This window comes from Streptomyces sp. NBC_00878 (assembly GCF_026341515.1).
Taxonomy (GTDB): Bacteria; Actinomycetota; Actinomycetes; order Streptomycetales; family Streptomycetaceae; genus Streptomyces.
Genome location: NZ_JAPEOK010000002.1, coordinates 1 through 20,332, shown reverse-complemented (window position 1 = coordinate 20,332; position 20,332 = coordinate 1). Strand labels below are relative to the sequence as shown.

Annotated in this window: 17 protein-coding genes and 1 pseudogene; 7 read left to right on the top strand and 11 right to left on the bottom strand. The window is 71.2% G+C overall.

What is annotated here, in order from left to right; translation table 11 throughout:
• Window positions 1-125: 125 nt before the first annotated feature.
• Both OHA11_RS44625 and OHA11_RS44620 read left to right on the top strand, forming a co-directional pair.
• A complete protein-coding gene (locus OHA11_RS44625) occupies window positions 126-1,187 on the top strand; it encodes an Lrp/AsnC family transcriptional regulator (protein ID WP_266508013.1) in 1,062 nt (353 codons plus the stop codon).
• Window positions 1,188-1,266: 79 nt separating this feature from the next.
• Entirely contained in the window at window positions 1,267-2,100 is an 834-nt protein-coding gene (locus OHA11_RS44620; RefSeq protein ID WP_266508012.1) for an IclR family transcriptional regulator, read from the top strand.
• A 66-nt stretch (window positions 2,101-2,166) separates the two neighbouring features.
• Here the strand turns inward: OHA11_RS44620 and OHA11_RS44615 are convergent, their stop codons facing one another.
• The 6 genes from OHA11_RS44615 to OHA11_RS44590 all read right to left on the bottom strand — a co-directional run bounded on the left by OHA11_RS44615 (window position 2,167) and on the right by OHA11_RS44590 (window position 10,359).
• Window positions 2,167-2,847, bottom strand: coding sequence for a TetR/AcrR family transcriptional regulator (locus OHA11_RS44615; protein WP_266508010.1), 681 nt, complete (start codon window positions 2,845-2,847; stop codon window positions 2,167-2,169).
• Window positions 2,814-4,850 carry a CocE/NonD family hydrolase gene (locus tag OHA11_RS44610; RefSeq protein WP_266508008.1) on the bottom strand — a complete coding sequence of 679 codons (2,037 nt, stop codon included), beginning with the start codon at window positions 4,848-4,850 and terminating at the stop codon, window positions 2,814-2,816. The genes OHA11_RS44615 and OHA11_RS44610 overlap by 34 nt, the downstream gene beginning before the upstream one ends.
• Window positions 4,851-5,127: 277 nt before the next feature.
• On the bottom strand, window positions 5,128-6,921 hold the full coding sequence (locus tag OHA11_RS44605) for an ABC transporter ATP-binding protein (protein ID WP_266508006.1): 1,794 nt from the start codon (window positions 6,919-6,921) through the stop codon (window positions 5,128-5,130).
• Entirely contained in the window at window positions 6,921-7,820 is a 900-nt protein-coding gene (locus OHA11_RS44600; protein WP_266508004.1) for an ABC transporter permease, read from the bottom strand. Before OHA11_RS44600 ends, OHA11_RS44605 begins: the two co-directional genes overlap by 1 nt.
• A complete protein-coding gene (locus tag OHA11_RS44595; RefSeq protein WP_266508002.1) occupies window positions 7,817-8,773 on the bottom strand; it encodes an ABC transporter permease in 957 nt (318 codons plus the stop codon). The genes OHA11_RS44600 and OHA11_RS44595 overlap by 4 nt, the downstream gene beginning before the upstream one ends.
• A gap of 2 nt (window positions 8,774-8,775) precedes the next feature.
• Window positions 8,776-10,359, bottom strand: a complete 1,584-nt coding sequence (locus tag OHA11_RS44590; protein WP_266507997.1) for an ABC transporter substrate-binding protein — start codon at window positions 10,357-10,359, stop codon at window positions 8,776-8,778.
• A 312-nt stretch (window positions 10,360-10,671) separates the two neighbouring features.
• On the opposite strand from OHA11_RS44590, the gene OHA11_RS44585 reads away from it, so the two are divergent.
• The 3 genes from OHA11_RS44585 (at window position 10,672) to OHA11_RS44575 (ending at window position 13,384) form a co-directional block, all read left to right on the top strand.
• Entirely contained in the window at window positions 10,672-11,154 is a 483-nt protein-coding gene (locus OHA11_RS44585; RefSeq protein WP_266507996.1) for a VOC family protein, read from the top strand.
• A gap of 158 nt (window positions 11,155-11,312) precedes the next feature.
• Window positions 11,313-12,605 carry an epoxide hydrolase family protein gene (locus OHA11_RS44580; protein WP_266507995.1) on the top strand — a complete coding sequence of 431 codons (1,293 nt, stop codon included), beginning with the start codon at window positions 11,313-11,315 and terminating at the stop codon, window positions 12,603-12,605.
• Window positions 12,602-13,384, top strand: coding sequence for a class I SAM-dependent methyltransferase (locus tag OHA11_RS44575; protein ID WP_266507993.1), 783 nt, complete (start codon window positions 12,602-12,604; stop codon window positions 13,382-13,384). The genes OHA11_RS44580 and OHA11_RS44575 overlap by 4 nt, the downstream gene beginning before the upstream one ends.
• On the opposite strand, the pseudogene OHA11_RS44570 reads toward OHA11_RS44575, so the two are convergent.
• Both OHA11_RS44570 and OHA11_RS44565 read right to left on the bottom strand, forming a co-directional pair.
• A pseudogene (locus tag OHA11_RS44570) lies at window positions 13,381-13,443 on the bottom strand (DUF664 domain-containing protein); the annotation flags it as partial. The gene OHA11_RS44575 and the pseudogene OHA11_RS44570 overlap by 4 nt on opposite strands.
• Before the next feature lie 100 nt (window positions 13,444-13,543).
• Window positions 13,544-14,824 (bottom strand): DUF6777 domain-containing protein, encoded by a 1,281-nt coding sequence (locus OHA11_RS44565; RefSeq protein WP_266507992.1) that lies wholly within the window; start codon window positions 14,822-14,824, stop codon window positions 13,544-13,546.
• 163 nt (window positions 14,825-14,987) lie between these two features.
• Between OHA11_RS44565 and OHA11_RS44560 the strand changes: the two genes are divergently transcribed.
• Together OHA11_RS44560 and OHA11_RS44555 are read left to right on the top strand one after the other, a co-directional pair.
• On the top strand, window positions 14,988-16,277 hold the full coding sequence (locus OHA11_RS44560) for a streptophobe family protein (RefSeq protein WP_266507991.1): 1,290 nt from the start codon (window positions 14,988-14,990) through the stop codon (window positions 16,275-16,277).
• A 30-nt stretch (window positions 16,278-16,307) separates the two neighbouring features.
• Entirely contained in the window at window positions 16,308-16,955 is a 648-nt protein-coding gene (locus OHA11_RS44555) for a class I SAM-dependent methyltransferase (RefSeq protein WP_266507989.1), read from the top strand.
• 303 nt (window positions 16,956-17,258) lie between these two features.
• Here the strand turns inward: OHA11_RS44555 and OHA11_RS44550 are convergent, their stop codons facing one another.
• From OHA11_RS44550 to OHA11_RS44540, 3 genes are all read right to left on the bottom strand, one after another.
• Complete coding sequence (locus OHA11_RS44550) at window positions 17,259-17,489, bottom strand: hypothetical protein (RefSeq protein WP_266507988.1); 231 nt, start codon at window positions 17,487-17,489, stop codon at window positions 17,259-17,261.
• 15 nt (window positions 17,490-17,504) lie between these two features.
• Window positions 17,505-18,560, bottom strand: coding sequence for an ornithine cyclodeaminase family protein (locus tag OHA11_RS44545; protein ID WP_266507986.1), 1,056 nt, complete (start codon window positions 18,558-18,560; stop codon window positions 17,505-17,507).
• Between the two features lie 30 nt (window positions 18,561-18,590).
• Window positions 18,591-20,332 (bottom strand): beta-ketoacyl reductase (locus tag OHA11_RS44540; RefSeq protein WP_266507985.1); only part of this gene is annotated, 1,742 nt, incomplete at its 5' end.

The window sequence follows — 20,332 nt, the reverse complement described above, 5'->3', positions numbered from 1 at the left end:
ACGATGCAGATTTCTCGCCGGATTCCCTCGGCGTACGCAGAGAAGCGCCACCCCGGGGAGTGCAGGATTCTGCCGCGACGGAAGCAACGGCAGAAGCAGGGGCCGGGGCCTCGGCGGGGGCCTCCATGGAGCTCGACGAACTGGACCGGGGTGTCGTCCACGTCCTGCAGATCCACCCGAGGGCCCCGTGGACACTCGTCGGCGAGGTGCTGGGGGTCAACCCGGTCACGGCCGCGCGCCGCTGGCACCGGCTGGAGGAGGCGGGCCTGGCCTGGGTGACCGCCTATCCGCGGCTGTCCAACACGCGGATCGTGGTGACCGGCGTGGTGGAGGTGGACACCGAGCCGGGCCTCGCCGAGGACGTGGCGATGGCGTTCGCCCGGGACCCGGCGGTGGCGAACATCAAGCTCACGGCGGGCGGCCGGGATCTGGTGGCAGCCGTACAGGCCCGCAGCCTGGACGAACTGGCGCGCGCCTCCGCCCTCCTGTTCCAGCGGACACCGGGAGTACGGGCCACACGTACGCACGTGTCGACGGGCGTGCCGACCGAGGGCAGCCGCTGGCGGCTGCGCAGTCTGGACGAGGCCCAGAGCGCGCGCGTCGAGGCGGCGGCCACGCCGTCCGCTCTGCCCGCGCACGCGGCCGAGGGCCGATGGGACGACCTGGACACGCGTCTGCTGGAGCTGCTGGGCACGGACGGACGCATGTCGCTGCGCGACCTCTCGGCGGCGACGGACACGAGCCTCACTACAGTGCGCCGCAGACTGCAGTCACTGCTCGCCGCCCGGCTGAGCCTGCGCTGCGACCTCGCCCGCCCCCTGTCGGGCTGGCCCCTGTCCGCTGTCTACTTCGCCTCGGTCCCGGGCCAGTACGTGGAGGAGACCAGCCAGGTGCTGTCCGGAGTGCGCGAGGTCCGCTCCTGCGCCATCACGGCGGGACCGCACAACCTGGTGATCGACGTCTGGCTGCGCGACCTGCGGGACGTGCACGCCTTCGAGGCCCACCTCTCGCGGCGGTTGCCCCGCCTCACCATCAGCGACCGCTCGGTGGTGCTGCGCACGGTCAAACACATGGGGCGGCTCCTGGACCGGGACGGCCGCTCCGTGGGCGTCGTCCCGCTGCGACACCCCCAGGCCCCGCACCCCGCGGTCGAAAACGTGACAACGAGTACATCGCCACGAAACTGAGGAGCGCCTATATTTCATCTCCTCGTTCTGGTGGCCGCCCCTTCCGGGGAATGTGCCACCGAGGTGAGGAGGACGGATCGTGACAACTGCGCGCGCCCACCGTGAACGCGAGGAAGTGCCCCACCGTGAACGCGAGGAAGTGACCAGGACGGACGAGGAGCCTCCCAAGACGGTCCTCGGCAAGGTCGGGCTCATTCTGGGTGCCTTCCGGGACAACGACTTCTCGCTCAGCCTCACCGAGCTCACGACCCGCACCGGAGTCGCGAAGGCCACCGTCCACCGCCTCTGCCAGGAGCTGGTCGCCGGCGAACTCCTGGAGCGGGAGGGCTCCCACTACCGGCTCGGGCTGCAGCTGTACGAGATCGGCCTGCGCGCACCCCGTCAGCGGACCCTGCGCGAGGCGGCACGGCCCGTCATCGAGAACCTCGCGCAGGCCCTCGACAACGCCGTCACGCTGTCCGTACCGAACGCGTCGGAACTGCTGTGCATCGAGAACGTCGGTGGCCACCGCAACCGGGCCCGCTCCAGCCTGGGCGGGCGGCACATCCAGCTGCACAGCACCGCCGCCGGAAAACTGACCCTCGCCATGCTCCCGGACCAGTACCCGCTGCCCGCGGTCGTGCCGCTGATGCGCCGCCGCACACCCCGTACCCTGACCGCCGCACAGCTCCCCGACGAGTTGGTCCGCATCAGGGAACAGGGCTACGCGACGGAGATCGAGGAACACCGCCCGGGCTATCTCGCCGTCGCGGTGCCCGTGCGGGGCGCCGACCATCCGTACGCGGGTGCGCTGTCGGTGGTCGCACCCACGGCGGGCAGCAACATCGCCCGGATGCTGGTGGCGCTGACCACGGCGTCACACACGATCACGTCCCGGCTCACGGTCTTCGAGGCCTACCGCGCCCCGCTGTGACGACGACGATGACGATGACGACGTCGGTGCCGCGGCCGGGAACAGGAACCGGCAACTTGCGACGCGCTACTGGCCGCCCGTCCGCAGCTCGGACTCGACCAGTCGGTACAGATGCCGACGCGCGTCCTCCGTGCTCAGCGCGGGCGACTGCCGCAACCGCTGGAGGGCCAGCCCGTCGGAGAGCGCGGCGAAGCGGACGGTGAAACCGGCCGGGTCGGCGCAGACGAACTCCCCGTCGGCGACGCCCCGTTCGACCAGGGCACGGATCTGGCTGTGCCAGTCCTCGTACCGCTTGGCCTGGCCGACGGCGAAGGCCTGCTCGGGGTCCTGGCCACGGTCGCCCGCGCTCCAGTAGTCGAACCACATGCGCCAGTGCCGGTCGGTGTCCTCGGTGAACAGCGCGTCGATGAGCAGCCGCAGTGCCTCGCCACTGCCGGCCGCCTGCTCGGCGGCCTCGTTCAGCGCCGCGTAGTAGCGCTCGATGTGCAGCACCATCGCTTCGGAGAGGATCTCCTGCACACTGCCGAAGTGGTACGTGACGGTACCCACGGACACCCCGGCCGCGGCGGCGACGTCCCGAACCCCCACCGAGGCGTACCCGCGCTCCGCGATGAGCGGGACGGCGGCCTCCACGATGAGCCGGCGGCGGACCTCGGTGGGCTGGCGGGTGCGGTCGGCGGCGGCGACGGCACGGCGGGGCGTCTTCGCGGCCTTCACGCGGACGTCCTCGGGGTGGTGCGGTGCCATGCGCGCTTGACCACTGTTTCTCCGTCCGCCCGTGTTTCCATGCGACTGTCCATGATGAACTCCGTGGCCGTGGCCCGCAGCTCCGTACGCGTCATGATCTCAGCGTCCCAGTCGTCGCCGCGGCGCAGCCGGATCGCCCACTCGGAGACGGCCCGCGCCGACAGCGGATCGTCGGCTCGAATCCGGTACGTCTCGCGGGCGCTCTCCTCGTAGCGCAGCCCGTCCGGGTAGACCCGCGATCCGCCGTAGTTGGGATCGACCTCCAACGTCCACTCGCCCTTCGCGACGTCACAGGTGACCAGCCGCTCGGGTGCCGCTTCGGCGGACCGCTCGTAGGTAACGGGCAGCGGCGGGGCCTGCTCGGGCTCTTCGAAACGAATGGACTCCCGACGTCCGTCCCCGTCCTCGTCCTCGTCCGACGCGGGGTCCCGAACAGGAAGGAGCAGGGCGCTCTCGGCGGGCAGCACGGTCAACTGGCCGCGCTCGCCGTGCGGCCACACCCAGGGCCAGTACGTGTCCGAGACGGCGACCCGGATGCGGTGGCCGGGCGGGAAGGCGTACCCGATGCCGTTGAGCTCGAACTCCACGGTTTCGTACGTGCCCGGGGTCCACTCCACGGCCCGGTCGCGCCCGTGCCTGCTCAGCAGGTTGAGAACGCCACGGGTGACGAGGGTGGACGAGCCGTCGGGCGCGACGTCGCAGACGCGGGCGACGACGTGGGCGCGCGGTGCCGCACTGTCGAGCCGGAGCCGAACGCGCGGACGCCCCAGGATCTCCACTCTCCCGTCCAACGGCCCCGAGTCGAAACAGACCGAACGGCCGTCCTCCTCCCGCTGGTCGGGCGGCAGATCACTCGCGTTGCCGAAGGGGAAGAAGCGCCCGGCGTCGAGACCGGTGTGCTGGGGAGACCGTACGAGGACGGGGGCGGCGGCGGTCCCCCCGAGGGGCCGCTCGTCCCAACTGACGGATGGGGAGGGCCAGTTATGGTCGCCCACCCAACGTCCAGGCATCACGTCGTACGAAGTGGCGGGCGGGACCGGGTCGTTCAGCCAGGCGCGGAGTTTGGGCTCGCGCATGACGCCGGTGTCCTCGCCCTTGAGGTGCTGGTCCCACCAGCGGAGGGTCTCCTGGAGGAACCCGATCGCGGGCCCGGGCGGCAGACCGCGATCCGGGTACTGATGCGACCAGGGCCCGACGATCCCCCGTACTCGGTCGTCGGGCAGGTGTTCCACGAGCCGCAGCACGGTGTCGCGGTAGGGGTCGTTCCAGCCGCCGACGGCCAGGACCGCCGCGTCGATCGCCGTGTAGTCCTCGCAGACGCTGCCGTGCCGCCAGTAGTCGTCGCGTTGCTGGTGTGCCAGCCAGGTGTGCAGGAAGGGGTCGAGGGCTTCGAGACGCTCGCGCCACATCGGCAGCCAGCGGTCCTCGCCGACGCTCGTGGGGTCCGGCGGGCGGGCGGCGAACGCCAGCATCGTGCCCGCCCAGGCGAGCATGTCGATGCCGAGGACGGCGCCGCCCGTGTAGTGCACGTCGTTGTCGTAGCGGTCGTCCGTCGAGCAGACCGTGACGATCGCCTTCAGCGGTTCGGGGGCGAGGGCGGCGATCTGGAGGGAGTTGAAGCCGCCCCAGGAGATGCCGAACATGCCGACCTTGCCGGTGCACCAGGGCTGCGCGGCAAGCCAGTTGACGACGTCGACACCGTCCGCGAGTTCCTGTGCGTCGTACTCGTCGCCGGGGGTTCCCTCGCTGTCGCCGTGGCCGCGGATGTCGACGCGTACGGAGGCGTAGCCGTGGCCGGCGTACCAGGGGTGGCGTTGGGCGTCTCGGGGGGCGGTCCAGTCGGTCTTGCGGTACGGGAGGTATTCGAGGAGGGCGGGCACGGGTTTTGCCTCGGCGTCGGTCGGGCGCCAGATTCGGGCGTGCAGGTGCGTCCGCCCGTCCCGGGTGGGGATCCAGACGTCCTGACGTGTGACCTGCCGGTCGAAGTGCTCGCGGTATTTCACGGGGCTCCTTGTACGTACGGCGTGCGGCGGTGGGGGGGGTGTGTTTCGCCCCCGCCGCCCCTACCCGTTCCCGTCACTACTCGGGGGCCAGCCCCCGAACCCCCGCTCCTCAAACGCCGGAGAGGCTAACCACCAGCCCGTCCGGCGTTTGAGGACGAGGCCGTTCAGGCCGACAGCGGGGGTCTGGGGGCGCAGCCCCCAGAAGGGACGATGGGGGTCCCCCCGCTCGAGCGAAGCCGAGAGTGGGGGAGGGTAGGGGCGGCGGGGGCGAAATCCCCTACCCCACCCCCTCCCACCGCCGAACCCGATGCCCCTCCCCACAGTCGGTCCACAGGGCATCCGGCCCCGCCGCGTCAGCCCAGTCCTCGACACCGTCGACAACAGAACCCGCCCCCGGCGAGGGCTCAAGCACGGCCGCCATCAACTGCCGGGTATAGGGATGCCCTGGCGCGGAGAACACCGCGTCCGTGGGCCCCTCCTCCACCACCACCCCATGCCGCAGCACGACAACCCGGTCGGCAAGCCCCCGCACGACCGCCAGGTCGTGGCTGATGAACAGACAGGCCAACTCCCGCTCCCGCCGCAGATCATCGAGCAGCCGCAGCACATCGGCCTGCACGGACACGTCCAGCGCCGTAGTGATCTCGTCCGCGATCAGCACATCCGGCTCACCCGCGAGCGCCCGCGCGATCCCGATCCGCTGCCGCTGCCCACCGGAGAGCTGCGCGGGCAGCCGCTCGGCGAGCGCGGGATCGAGTCGCACGTCGGAGATGAGCTGCCGAGCCCGATCGACGGCCTCCGCCCGCGAGCCCGCCGTGCCGAAGAACCGCAACGGCCGCCGCACCGCGTCCCCCACCGAACGACGCGGATTCAGCGACGTATCGGCGTTCTGGAACACGAGCTGAACCCGTCGCCGGAGCGACAACGGCCGCTTCCCGGCGGGCCGGGCGAGGTCGCCGGACTCATGCGCGACCGACTCATGCGCACCCGACTCATGCGCACCCGACTCGTGGGTGCCGGACTCCCGGACGCCGGACTCGTGGGCACCCGACCCATGCGTCATCGTGCCGCCGGACGGCGTCCGCAGCCCCGCGAGTGTCCAGGCGAGCGTGGACTTGCCGCTGCCCGACTCCCCCACGAGGGCGAGGACTTCACCGCGCCGGACGTCGAAGGAGACGCCGTCCACGGCACGCGCGGACCCGTAGTCGATCGTGACGTCCCGCGCGGACACGGCGACGGGAGCCTCGCCGGACACGACGGCCTTCGGCCGTACCTCCCGCTCCCCCGCCTCACCCACGAGTGCGAGCCCCTCGTCGTCCAGCCGCGGCACGCTCGCCAACAGCCGTCTGGTGTACGGGTCTTGGGGTGCCGCGAACAACCGACCAGTCGGTGCCGCCTCCACCACCCGGCCGGACCGCAACACCGTCACCTCGTCGGCCATGTGCGCTACGACGCCGAGGTCGTGGCTCACCAGCACGGCGGCCAGGCCGAGTTCGTCACGGAGCGCTCCGACGAGGTCGAGGACCCCACGCTGAGTGATGACGTCGAGGCCGGTCGTCGGCTCATCCAGGACGAGGACCTTCGGGCGGGCGGCGATCGCCATGGCGATGGCGACGCGCTGTTGCTGGCCGCCGGAGAGTTCGTGCGGGTAGCGGCGGGCGAGTTCGGCGGGGCTGGGCAGCCGGACCTGTTCGAGGAGGTCCACGACGGGGACGTCTCCGCCCACTTCCGCGATCTGCCGTCCGATGCGCATGGAAGGGGTGAGCGCGTGCCCCGCGTTCTGCGCGACCATGGCGACGGTCCCGCCCCGCAGCCGCCTCAACTCCCGTGCGGGCAGGGCGAATACGTCGGCTCCGCCGACGCGCACCGAACCGCTTGTCACCCGCGACCCGTGCCGCAGGTGCCCCAGCAGCGTCGCCGCGACGGTCGACTTGCCGCTGCCCGACTCGCCGACCAGCGCGTGGGTCTGTCCGGGCAGCACGTCGAGGGACACCTCGCGCACCACCGGCACATCGCGCCCGCCCGAACGGTAGGCCACGCACAGTGCGTCCACCGACACGATCGCGGTCATCAGGACCCCTCCCTGATCCGGTCGACGCCCCACGCCTTGGAGAGGCCGTCGGCCGCGAGGTTGAGCCCCACCACGAGTGTGGCCAGGGCGATGATCGGTGCGAGGCTCGCCATCGGGACGACGGTGATGGCGGTGCGGTTCTCGGCGACCATCAGGCCCCAGTCCGGGGTGGGCGGATCGGCGCCGAAGCCGAGGAAGGACAGCGAGGAGATCAGCAGCACGACCCACGAGGCCCGCATCGCGAACTCGACGCACACGACGTCGGTGATGTTCGGCAGGATCTCGCGCCGCAGGATCGCCCAGGTGGACTCGCCCCTGGCCCGCGCCGCGGTGACGTAGTCGGCGGGCACGACCGCCAGCGCGGCGCCGCGCACGACGCGTACGACCTGGGGGACGTACACGACGGCGATCGCGAGGACGATGACCGAGGGGCCGGTGCCGAGTGCCGTGACGATGACCAGCAGCGCCAGGACCGACGGGACGGAGAGGACAGCGTCGAGGACCCGGCCCAGTACGTCGTCGAACCAGCCGCCGCGCAGGGCTGCCGCGCATCCCACGACCGTGCCGATCAGCAGCGTCACGAGCGTGGCGGCGACGGAGACGCCGAGGGCGTACCGGCCGCCGTACAGGACGCGGGCCAGGACGTCGCGGCCGTACTGGTCGGTCCCTGCCCAGTGTTCCCCGCTCGGTCCGAGCAGCGCCTGGTCGGCGTTGTTGGCGATGGGGTCGTACGAGGTGAGGACCGGTGCGAGGAGTGCGATCACCACGTGCACGGCGACGATCGCGAGGCCCATGGTGGCCGCCCGCGAGGAGCGCACCGTGCGCCAGGCGCGGACCGCCGCGGAAGGTGGTGCGACGGGGACGGCCGACGCTGCCGCCGGGGTGTCGAGGGTGGTCATCGGGTCCTCCCGCGCGTACGGAGCTTGGGGTTGAGGGCCATGGCGCCGAGGTCGGCGGCGAGGTTGCAGACGACGTACACGACCGCGCTGATCAGTGCGATGGCCTGGATGACGGGCAGGTCCCGGTTCTGCACGGAGGCGAGCATCAGCTTGCCGATGCCGGGGTAGTTGAAGACGTTCTCGACGACCGCGACTCCGCCAGCCAGCCAGGCGACGTTGAGTGCGATGACGTGCAGCGTCGGGAGCAGGGCGCTGGGCAGCGCGTGCCGGGTGACGACCCGCCAGGTGGACAGGCCCTTGAGACGGGCCGTGGTGACGTACTCGCTCGCCATGACGTCGATGACGGACGTGCGGGCCATCCGGACGATGTACGCGGCCATGACGACGGCGAGCGCGAGGGCGGGAAGCCATACGGCGGGCATGAGTTGGCCGACGCTCGCCTCGGGGCCGTACAGGACGACCGCCGGGAACCACGGCAGGGCGACCGAGAAGCAGAGCACCAGGACGGTGGCGACGACGAACTCGGGGACGCTCATCCCGACCAGGCTGACCGTGGAGATCAGGTGGTCCGGCCAGCGGTCGCGGTACAGGCCCGCGAGGATGCCGAGGACGATCGAGCCGGTGACGGCGAAGAGGACGGTCACCAGGGCGATGAGTGCGGAGTTGCCTAGGTACAGGCCGACTTCGCCGCCGACCGCCTTGCCGGACACGAGGGAGAGGCCGAAGTCGCCGTGCAGGGCGCCGCCGATCCAGTCGACGTACCGCTCCCAGGCGGGCTGGTCGAGTTTCAGTTTCTCGCGGAGGGCGGAGACGGCGTCCGGGGTCGCGTCCCTGCCGAGGACCTGGGTGGCGACGTCGCCGGGCAGGGCCTGTACGGCGAGGAAGACGAGGACGGAGGAGAGGAAGAGCGTGCCGATGGCGGCGCCCGCTCTGCGGGCTATGAAGGAGAACATGCTCAGGCCCCCCTCAGACCGATGCCGAGGTAGTCGAACTCGAAGCCGTGCTCGGCGTATCCGCGTACCTTGCGCGAGAGGCCGACGAGCCGGTCGGCGAACATCGGGGTCATCGCCCCGCCCTTCTCGACGACGAAGGTCTGCGCCTCGCCGTACAGCTCGCGCCGCCGTTCGTCGTCGGTCTCCTGGCGGGCCCGGTCGAGCAGCGCGTCGAACGCCTTGTCCGACCAGGCGGTCTCGTTGTACGAGGAGCCGCTGCGGAAGACCTGGGTGAAGAGCTGGTCGACGGGTCTGCCGGTGTACCAGTAGGTGGCCATGAGCGGCTTCTTCATCCAGATCTGCGTGTAGTACGAGTCCGCCGAGGCCGTCTTCACCCGTATTCGGATCCCGGCGCGCTTGGCCGAGTCCTGGTAGGCGAGGGCCATGGGCGTGAAGACCGGGTCGTACGAGGACGTGTAGAGGTCGAGGGTCAGGCCCTCGTGCCCCGCCTTCTTCAGCAGGTGCCGGGCCTGTTCCGGGTCGTGCTTCGGGTGGGCGGTGATGTGGGCGGGGTCGCTCGGCGGCACGGGGTTGTCCCAGCCGGCCGTGCCCGCGCCCTGGAGGGCGACCTTCACGACGTGCTCGGGGTCGTAGGCGAGCTTCATCGCCTGCCGGACGCGTACGTCGGTGAAGGGCTTCTCCGTGGTCAGCATCGGCAGCACGTACCACTGGGCGTTCTCGACGCGGGCGATCGTGGCGCGGTCGGAGGCGGCGACGACACGGGCGGTCGCGAAGTCCAGGTTGGTCTGCGAGAGGAGGTCGACCTGCCCGGCGAGCAGGGCGTTCGAGCGGGCCGACATGTCGGCGACGGAGTAGAAGTCGATGGCGTCCAGGACCGGGCGACCGCCCCAGTGGTCCTCGTACGCGGTGATCCGTCCCGGGCCCGCGGGCATGAACGACTCCAGCTTGAAGGGGCCGGTGCCGATGCCCGTGCGGCCGATGCCGCCGGCGCTGCCGTCGGGGATGACGTAGCAGTTGTAGTGCGTGAGGAGGCTCGGGAACTCCGCGTTGGGGGTCTTGAGCGGTACGACGAGGGTGCGGGCGTCGGGCGTGCGAAGTTTCCCGGGGTCGATGAGCGGGGCGAGGACGGCCGCCTGCGGGGACGCGGTCGCCTTGTCGAGGATGTGGCGCAGGGTGTACGCGGCATCGGCGGAGGTGAGTGTCCGGCCGTTGTGGAAGGTGACGCCCGCGCGGAGACGGAAGGTCCAGGTGCGCGCCTTGGCGTCCGGTTCCCAGGACTCGGCGAGGTCGGGGACGAGGTCGCCGTTGGCGCCGACGCGGACCAAGCGGTTGTAGAGGGCGCCCAGGTACTCGTACGCGGACAGGGCGCTCGCCGGGTCGAGGGTCTCGGCGTCGGAGGCGGGCGGCCGGGCTATGCGGAGGGTGCCGCCGCGGTCGGGGCTGCCCCCTTTCGCGTCCGTGGGCAGCACGGGGGCGGCCGAGGCCCCCGTACAGCCGGTGAGCAGCCAGGACGCACCGAGCGACGCGGCGCCCGCCGTGGCCGCGGCGAGGACGGAGCGCCGTCCTGGGTGGTGGATGTCGGGCATGGACCGACCGTCCTTCCCGCTATTCGTTCAGCGGAACGATTGAGTGAAGTGCGTGAACGATAACCAGCCGACACCGCCACGCCAACCCTCCGGGCACGGAAATTAACCGGGGAAACGGAGCCGTTACGCGGCCCGGGGAAGCCGCGGGAAGCCCGGGGAAAGCCCGGCGACCACCGGGCGCAGGCGATCGAGGCACCCGGGGCGAACGAGTGAGGGAAGCGCTTGTGCCCGGACCGGGTGCCGAGCCACCGATGAGTTTTCGCACGAGGATCCGTCTATAGAGGTGACAGCTTCCCGCTTCAGGAGGTGCCCATGAACACCGACGGATTCACCACGTGTCTGTGGTTCGACGGTCAGGCCGAGGAGGCCGCGAACTTCTACGTCTCGGTCTTCAAGAACTCCCGCCTCGGCGCGGTCCTCCGCTACAGCGAGGTAGGACCCGGCGAGCCCGGTTCCGTACTGACCGTCGAGTTCGAGGCCAACGGCCAGAAGTTCTACGCCCTCAACGGCGGCCCGCAGTTCAAGTTCAGCGAGGCCATCTCCTTCGAGGTCCGCTGTGACGACCAGGCCGAGGTGGACTTCTACTGGAACGCGCTCACCGAGGGCGGCGGCGAGGAGGGCCCCTGCGGCTGGCTGAAGGACAGGTTCGGCGTCTCCTGGCAGGTCACCCCCGTCAGGCTGATCGAGATGATCAGCGACGCGGACCAGCAGAAGGCGGATCGGGCCATGCAGGCGATGCTCAAGATGCACAAGATCGACGTCGCCGCTCTGGAGAAGGCCTACGCGGGCGAGTGAGACGACCGGCACGGCGGCCACCGGCACGACGGTCGGCCACCCGCACTCGCCACACTCAGGTGAGCCGGCCGGACGGCTCCCGTGACCGCCCGACCGGCCGGTGACCACGGCTTTTATTCGCGCGACCGGATCTCGGTACGGAACTAGCATGGCCCGCCATGAACTCCCCGGACGGCGACACCATCCGCCCATTCCTCCTCGACATCCCCCAGGCCGACCTCGACGATCTGCACGCACGCCTCGACCGCACCCGCTGGCCGGACGAACTGCCGGGCGTGGGCTGGGAGTACGGGATCCCGCGCGACTATCTGAAGGAGCTCGTACGGTACTGGCGGCACACGTACGACTGGCGGGCGGCCGAGGCCCGGCTCAACGAGTGGCCCCAGTTCACGACGACGGTCGACGGGGCGAACGTCCACTTCGCGCACATCCGCTCACCCGAACCGGACGCGACCCCGCTGCTCATCACGCACGGCTGGCCGGGCTCGATCGTCGAGTTCCTGGATGTCGTCGGGCCGCTGGCCGATCCACGCGCCCACGGCGGTGATCCGGCCGACGCGTTCCACGTGGTGGTGCCGAGCATTCCGGGGTTCACTCTGTCCGGGCCCACGCGGGACACGGGCTGGGACCACCGTCGCGTCGCCGCCGCGTTCGCCGGGCTGATGGACCGGCTCGGCTACCGGCGCTTCGGCGCGCAGGGCGGCGACTGGGGCGCGGGGATCTCCCGTGAGCTCGGCCGTGCCTTCCCCGACCGGGTGGTCGGCGTGCATCTGAACCTGCTGCCGGGCGCCCACGCGACCGCCGAGCCGGCCCCCGAGGAGTTGGCCGCGCTGAGCCCGCGGGAACGTGAGAAGACGCTCGCCTCGTGGCGGCGCAACGAGGAGTGGACCCGCGAGCGGCTGGGGTACGCCGTCCTCCAGATGACACGGCCGCAGACCCTCGCCTACGGGCTCACCGACTCGCCCGTCGGCCAACTCGCCTGGATCGCCGAGAAGTTCAAGGAGTGGACGGACTCGAACGAGCGCCCGGAGGACGCCGTCGACCGGGACCAGCTGCTCACGAACGTGATGCTGTACTGGCTGACGGGGACGGCGGGTTCATCGGCGCGGATCTACTACGAGCGGGCACACGCGGACGGTTGGGGCGGACCCGTGCAGCCGTCGTCGGCACCCACCGCCCTCGCCGTCTTCCCCTGGGACAACTTCATCCCGCTGCGGCACATCGCGGACCGCACGGAGAACATCGTGCGGTGGACGGAGTTCGACCGGGGCGGGCATTTCGCGGCGATGGAGGAACCGGATCTGCTCGTCGGGGATGTCCGGGCGTTCTTCCGCGATCTGCGGCACGACCGAAGTGACAGCGACGACCGAAGTGCCCACGGCGACCGAAGTGCCCACGGCGACCGGAGCGACCGCTGCGACCGGAGCGCTCAGGTCGGCGGTGCCGCATGACTGCTTCGCTGCGTGGCATTTTCGACGAGGACGCCGAGCTGTACGACCGGGCGCGCCCCTCGTACCCACCGGCTCTGGTCCGGGCGCTGGCCGCACACGTGGGCCTGGGCCCGGACAGCCGGGTCCTGGAATTCGGCCCGGGCACCGGTCAACTGACCGTCCCTCTGGCCGAGTTGGGCTGTCGGATCACGGCCGTGGAGCTGGGCCCGTCGATGGCGGCAGTGGCGCGGCGCAATCTGCGGGCGTTCCCCCATGCGCACGTCGAGGTGGCCGACTTCGAGCAATGGCCCCTGCCCCGCGAGCCCTTCGACCTGATGGTGGCCGCGACGTCGTTCCACTGGCTCGACCCCGAGACGCGACTCACCAAGGCGGCGGACGCGCTCCGCCCGGACGGCACGCTCGGCCTCGTCATCACGCACCACACAGCGGGCGGCAGCCGTGACTTCTTCGTCGAGGTCCAGGACTGCTACGAGCGCTGGGATCCGGCTACTCCCCCCGGTCTACGGCAGTCGACCGACGCCGAAACAGCCACGGACACAAGGGAGTTGGAGGCGCTGGGCCGGGTCGAGTCACTCCGGTTCGCACAGGAGATCACGTACACCACCCAGGGCTATATCGACGTGCTGCTGACGTACTCGAATCACCGCGCACTGGAACCGTCGGCCCGCCAGGGCCTGTTGAGCTCCATCCGGGAACTGATCGACACCCGTCACGGAGGCAGCGTCACCAAGCGGTATCTGCACGAGCTGATCCTGGTGCGGCGGAGCGGAGGCCACTGACCGACCCGTCCGTCGATGCGCTCGCGAAGGAAGTCCGCGTGGCCGCTGTGCCGCGCGTACGTCAGCCGCATGTCCCGCAGGCCCCCGACGAGCACGTCCCGCTCCCCCTGCCTCGCGGAGGCCGGCCACGCCGAGTGGACTGCCGGAGCGGGGCGGCGCTCAGAGCCCCGGGGAGGTCTCTTCCGACTCCGAGGCGCTGTAGCTGGAGGCGGACTCCGTCGTGATGTCGGCCGACGCGGAGTCCGGCGCCGAGGCAGAGGTCTCCGCCGACGGAGGCTCGGACGAGGGCGACTCGGTCTCCGGTGACGGTGACGAGGGCGTCGCCGACGGGGAACTCGGCGACAGCGAACTCACGGACGGCGAGGGCCGTTTCACCGGCGGATCCGTCTTCTGGTCCTTGCCACCGGTGTCGCCCTTGTGCCGGTTGAACCACTCACCACTGTCCGGGTCGTAGATGACGAAGATGTCGATGACCTGGGGCGCGGGAGTGACGACCACGACGTTCGACGGCCGGTAGGCGGGCCAGGAGTCGCCGGTCGGCTTGGGGGTGGTCTTCAGCGCGACCGGCGGCAGCAGCGGGTTGCCGCACGCACACCGCACCCTGGGCACGCCGCGGTCGTCGACGAGGACGGCGGTGCCGGTCTGCAGGACCGCCTGGTAGCTGGTGGCCTTGCCGTCGCGGTAGCCGTGGTTGGTGACGCGGGTGTCCATCCGCAGCTGCACGGGGGTGAGCGAGCGCAGATACGCGGGGACACCGGCGGGCTGGAGGCCCAGCACCGAGGCGAACGCCTGGTTCTTGGCGGGGGTCTGCCGCAGCCCGTCGATCTGCTTCTCGACGTCGCAACTGGCTACCTCCCTCGTACCGCCGTAGAGACCGGGGGCCGAACCCTCCACGGCCCGCGTGACGTTGGCGGACTCGGCGGTCTCCGTCGGCGAGGGCGTCACGGGCGGGGCCGAGCTCTCCTCGGCGGTCGACTCGGTGAACGGGTCGGGACCCGTCTTGCCCGCGGCCTGGAGGAAAACCTCGCCACCGCCCGAGCCCGAGGTGCCGTCGTCCGGACGGGTGAAGACGACCACCAGGGTCACGGCGACAACGACCGCGGCGGCGATGACGGCGACACGCGGCGCCGACTTCCACCAGGCGCGGTCGGGGCCCTTCCCGGAGCCCTTCCCGGAGCCCTTCCCGGAGCCCTGGCCGGGCTCGCCCGGTCCGCCCGGTCCGCCCGGACCACCCGGACCAGTGGGTCCGCCGGGACTGCCACCGGAAGGCCCGGAGGGACCCGAAGGGCCGGAAGGACCGCCACCCGATCCGCCGGCCGGCGGCCCCGACGGGGCGCCGTCGCCCGGAGGCGGCGGCGTGGGGTTCGGCCGGGTCGGCCCCGACAAGGGGCCGGAGGGAGGTCCTGTGGGGCGGCCGGAGGACGGCGGTTCGACGCTCACGAGCTCTTCTTCCGGGCGTAGGGATTCTGCGGCACTTCATGTGTTTCATGCCGCTTTGTTCCACAACGAGATCATTGTGTGCTCCAGTCCCGTACCGCCCGCAAGCCGACGCGGTCGGCCCTCTCGGCGGGCGCGCTGCCAACAGCCTGCTTAGCGTGGCAGCGTGAGCCTTCAGACAGCCCCTGACCAGGCGGTGACCGCCCAAGGCTGGGTCCACGGCTGGATCCACGCCTTGGTGACGGTCCTGGCCGGGCTGTTCACCATGGTCGTGGTCGCCGCGCTCGGCCTATGGGCCGCCGGGGCAGCCGATCTACCGGACGGCGCGTTCCCTCGGGTCGTCGCGGCCACCGTGGTGGTGGCGGTCGGCGGCTCGTTGGAGCTCACGGGGGACGCCGGGGCGCTCGCCGAGACCCAGGCGGGACTGACCGTCATTCCCCTGTCGGTCACCCTCCCCGGAGTCCTGGTCGTCGCCGCCGGATTCCTCCGGCCGCTGCGCCACCGGGCCGTCGCCGGCGCCCGCGAACTGGCCGGCTGGGCCGCCCGGCTCGCCGTTGTGTGGCTCGCCGCGCTGACCGCTCTGGCGCTGTCGGCCCGCCAGACCTTCGCGATCTCGCTGGGCGAGGGCACGCTCTCCGACATCGGTGACATCTTCGGGGCATCGTCACCCCGGGTCGGCTTCAAGGCCGACGTGCCGGTCACGCTGGCGTTCGGCCTGCTGTGGCTGGCGGGCGTCATCGTCATCGCGCTGCTGGTGTCGCCCCGGGCCCCGCTCCCGGCCCGGCTGCTCCGATTCCAGGAGTCGGTACGGCCGGCCGCGTACGCCATGGTCGTGCTGCTTCTCGCGCTCGTCGCCCTGGGTGTGGTCATCGCCCTGGTGGTGGCGGTGACGCGCGGTCATGCGCCGGAGACGCTCGCCGTGGTTCTCCTCGGGCTGCCGAACCTCGTCTGGCTCGTGTTCACCATCGGTCTCGGCGCCTCCTGGGAGGGCCGTGTCGAGGGTCCGTTCGGGCTGCCGATGCCGCAGGTGCTGGACAGCGTGCTGCGTACGCCCGACCTCTCGATCCTCAACCTGCGGACGCTCGCCGAACAGGACGGCAGGGTGTGGTGGCTCGTGGTCGTCGACGCCGTGCTGCTGCTGGCTGTCGCGTTCCTGATGGCCAAACGCTCACCGGCCCGGACACGGGCCTGGCAGCACGCCGTGCACATGGCGGTGGCGCTCGCCCTCACGGTGCTCACGGTCTGCCTCATCGGCCGCGTCGACGCGCACTACGGCTTGTCGCTGCTCGGCATCGGCGACGTCGGCGGCGGCCTGTCCGGCGACCTCTTCCTACGGCCACAACTGTGGGGCGCGCTCGGTTTCGCGCTGCTCTGGGGGCTGGTCACCGGTTTCGTGGGCGCACTGCTCGCCTCTCGGGCGCGCCACCACGGCGAGGTGGAGAACCCGAGGGCCTGATGTCAGTGGGGCGTACTACGGTACGCACCCATGATCGAACCAGACTTCCTGCGCACCACCCGAACGGCCTACGACGCCATGGCCGGCCTCTATGCCGAACTCTTCGCCAACGGTCTGGAGGACCATCCGCTGGACCGGGCGATGCTCAACGCGTTCGCCGACCTCGTCCGGGCCGACGGCGGCGGTCCGGTCGCCGACCTCGGCTGCGGACCGGGCCATGTGACCGGGTTACTCCACTCGCTCGGCCTGGACGCCTCCGGCGTCGACCTGTCGCCGGAGATGATCGCGATCGCCCGGGCGGCCCATCCGGAGCTGCGGTTCGAGGTGGGGTCGATGACCGCCCTGGACCTGGCGGACGGCGGCCTCGGCGGTGTCCTCGCCCGCTACTCGATCATCCACACCCCACCGGAGCAACTCCCCCAGGTATGCGCGGAGTTCCACCGGGTCCTCGCGCCCGGCGGCCGCCTGCTGCTCGCCTTCCAGGCCCACGACGACCCCTCGGAGCTCGCCGAGTCCTTCGACCACAAGGTGGCACTCGCCTACCACTGGTCCCCCGACCGCGTCGCGGACATTCTGACCAAGACAGGCTTCACCGAGACGGCCCGCCTACGGCAAACGGCCCCGCCGGAGGCCCAACGCCCCTTCCCGCAGGCTCACTTGCTCCTGAGTAAAACCTGAGTTGCGGTTCAGCAAGCCCTGAGCCCGTTGCCTTGAAAGGCGCCCCGCAGGACGGCGCCCCCCAGGGACACTTCGCAGATGGTTGCAAGATCGTGATTGGTTTTTCATCCCGGTCTTCCCCTTCTGGTAGTGCTTGTCGCGATCGGCGGCATCCCGGGACAACGGGATGCCGCCGTTTCGTGCGTAGCCCGCGCGACTGCTTCGATCGTGTCGCCGGTCAGGGTGATACGGCACAGGGCCTCGTTTGTCGCTCCGTCGTAGTGGATCTCCAGCCGCAAGGCTTCGAACAGCCAGCTCCACCAGCTACTGCTGCAGGCTCTCCTTCTGCGTCAGCAGCTCCGCGCGGCGCTCGTTGACGTCTCGAAGGAACTCCCGGTCGGGCGTCTCGACCAGTTCCAGGTTGCGGATGAGGCGCTTTCTCCTGCTCTCCGTATCCTCGATCGCTGTCGGGAAGCAGACCAGCCGGGTGGCATCGGGCGGTCCCGGGTGGAACCGCCGGACCCACAGGTCGCTGTCGAGCGAGGGACCGATCACAGCAGCATTCTCCTGTCAGGCAGGCGAAGTGCGGCGGTACGGCAGCGAGTACGGGTCGAGAGCGTCCTCGGGGTCGCATTCCAGGGCGAACTTGTGCCCGAGCCCGAGCTCGTCGGCGAAGGCCAGCAGGACCCCGAAGGCGATGTGGTCGGCGAACGCGCTGCCAGTCGAGTCGAGCACGCTGAGCCGGCCCGCGTACGGGCCCGCGGCGGCGGGGTCGGCGCAGAGCGACGCCAGCGACGGCCCGAGCGCCCGGTCCGGCAGCTGCTGGAACTCCCCGACCGTCCGTGCCTGGCCGGGGTGGTCGACGCAGATGAACGCCCGCTCAAGCAGCTCGCGTGGCAGCTCCTTCTTGCCCGGCTCGTCGGCTCCCATGGCGTTGACGTGCAGATGCTCCAGATGTGGACCGTCCGGGACGACCGGCGGCTCCTCGCAGGGCACCGAGGTGACCGTGCTGACGATGTCGGCCTCGGCCATGCCCCGCTCCGGCGACGCGATCTCGACGGGCAGGCCCAGGAATGCCGCACGCCGGGCGAACGACGCCGCGTGCTCGGGCACGATATCGCTGACGACGATCTTCCTGAGCGGGAACGCGCGACTCAGCCCGTGCGCCTGAGTGACGGCCTGGGCGCCCGCACCCACCAGGCCGAGCACCTGGCTGCCGGGGGCGGCCAGCAACCGGCTGGCCACGGCCGCGACCGCCCCCGTGCGCATCGCGGTCAGCAGGCCGCCGTCGGCCAGCGCCAGCAGCCGGCCGCTGTTGTCGTCGATGCGGGCGAGCGTGCCGACGACCGTGGGCATGCCGTACCGCTCCCGGTTCTCCGGGTTGTAGGAGATCGTCTTCAGCGTGACGCTGTCGCCGGGCGCCCTGTGCGGCATCAGCTCGATGACCCCGGGCACGTCGGCGCCACGGACGAAGCCGGTGCGCGGCGGCGGTTCGTCGTGCTCACCGCGCCCGAGGGCGGCAAACCCGTCGTGCAGGGCGTCGATGAGTTTGTCCATGACCGCGTCGCGACCGAGGACGGTCAGCAGTCGCTCGATGTCGTTCTGGTTGAGCAGTCGGGTATCCACGATTCTTCCTCCGGGGCCTGGGACAGGGCTCTACGTCAGGGGTTTGCCGAACTCCCGATCGATGAAGTCGAGGAGGTCGTCGGCGCTGGCGGTGTTCAGTGTGGCGGCGGAGCCGTTGCCGGGCGGGGTGTCCGGCTGCCCGGCGAGGAGCACCCGCAGCCGCGCGACGGTGGCCACGGCCTGCGGGCCGACCGGATCGACTCCGGCCAGGGCCTGTTCGAGCGCCGCGACCGCGGCTGCGAGTGGGTCGGCCGCCGGGCCGGAGGGGGCGGTGCCGGCCTCGGGCGCGAGCAGGCCGTCCAGGTAGCCGACGAGCGCCCCGGCGTTCGGGTGATCGAAGACAAGGCTGGCCGGCAGCGGCTGCCCGGTCTCTTCCGCGATGCTGTTGCGCAGTTCGAGGGCGGTCAGGGAGGTGAAGCCCAGGTCGGTGAACGCCCGTCCCGGGTCGGCCGCCCGGGACAGTCCGAGCGTCGAGGTGACCCGGTTCTGGACGAGGTCGAGCAGCGCCCGGCGCCGGCGCTCGGGCGGCAGACCGGTCAGGGCCGCCGGGCCCTTGGTGTCGTGCCCGCTCGGCGAGGTGCGGGGGTCCCCCGCCGCCGCAACGACCACCGGCGCCGACCCTCTCATCGCGGTGTCGAGCAGGCGGAGAGCCACCTCGGTAGGCAGCCCGCCGGTCCCGGCGTGCCGGGATGCCAGGTCCCGGGTGATGCCGGTGGCTTGTTCCCATAGGCCCCACGCAACCGACAGGCCAGGCAGACCACGGTCGCGGCGGTACTCGATCAGGGCGTCCAGGAACGTGTTCGCGGCGGCATAGTTGGCCTGTCCCGCCGCGCCCAGCACACCGGCCGCGGACGAGTAGACGACGAACGCCTTCAGCGGCATCCCCACGGTCGCCTCGTGCAGATGCCACGCGCCGTCCACCTTCGGCGCAAGCACGGCGTCCAGCCGTTCCGGGCTCAGGGCGCTGACCACACCGTCGTCGACACCGCCCGCGACGTGGAACACTCCGCACAACTCCCGGCCCGTCAGCGCCGCCTCGACCACCGATCGGTCGCTGACGTCGCCGCGCACCCACGACACCGGCACGCCGAGTCCGGCGACGTCCGGTTCGGACCGGGACAGCAGCACGACCCCGGATACGCCGTACTCGGCAACCAGGTGACGTACCAGCAGACCGGCGAGCACCCCGGAGGCGCCGGTGACCAGCACCGTGCCGTCGAGCACCACCCGGGCGCCCGGGTCGGTCACCACCGGTTCGAGGGTGAGCTTCTCGGCCAGCTCGTACCGGCCGGGGTGTTCGGACGCCGCCGAGCGCACCAGCCCGCGGGCCACCGACGCCGCGAGCGAACCGTCGGTGTGCACGGTCAGGCGCCGGTCCTCGGCCAGGGCCCGCTGCACGGCGGCCAGGGTGGTCCTCGCGAGCTCGTGTGCGGCCGCCGCCGGGTCCCCGTCCGGCGCTTCGAGCCGGAGCACGTCCACATCGTCACCGGTGGCCGCCGGCTCCTGGGGCGTCCAGTGGGCCCGGAGCAGGTGACCGGCGGAGCGCCCTGCCCAGTACCGTTCGTGTTGGAAGGGGTAGGTCGGTACTTCCTGCGTCAGCGTTCCGCCACCGGTGTAGGGAGCCCAGTCGACCGGCACACCGTGCACCCACATGTGGGCCAGCGCGGTCAACGGCTCAGCAGCACTCACTCCCCCGGTCAGACGCGACAGCGAGCCATCAGGGCCGATCTCGACGAACAAGGCTCCCGGCCCGAAAGCCGCCACCTGCTCAC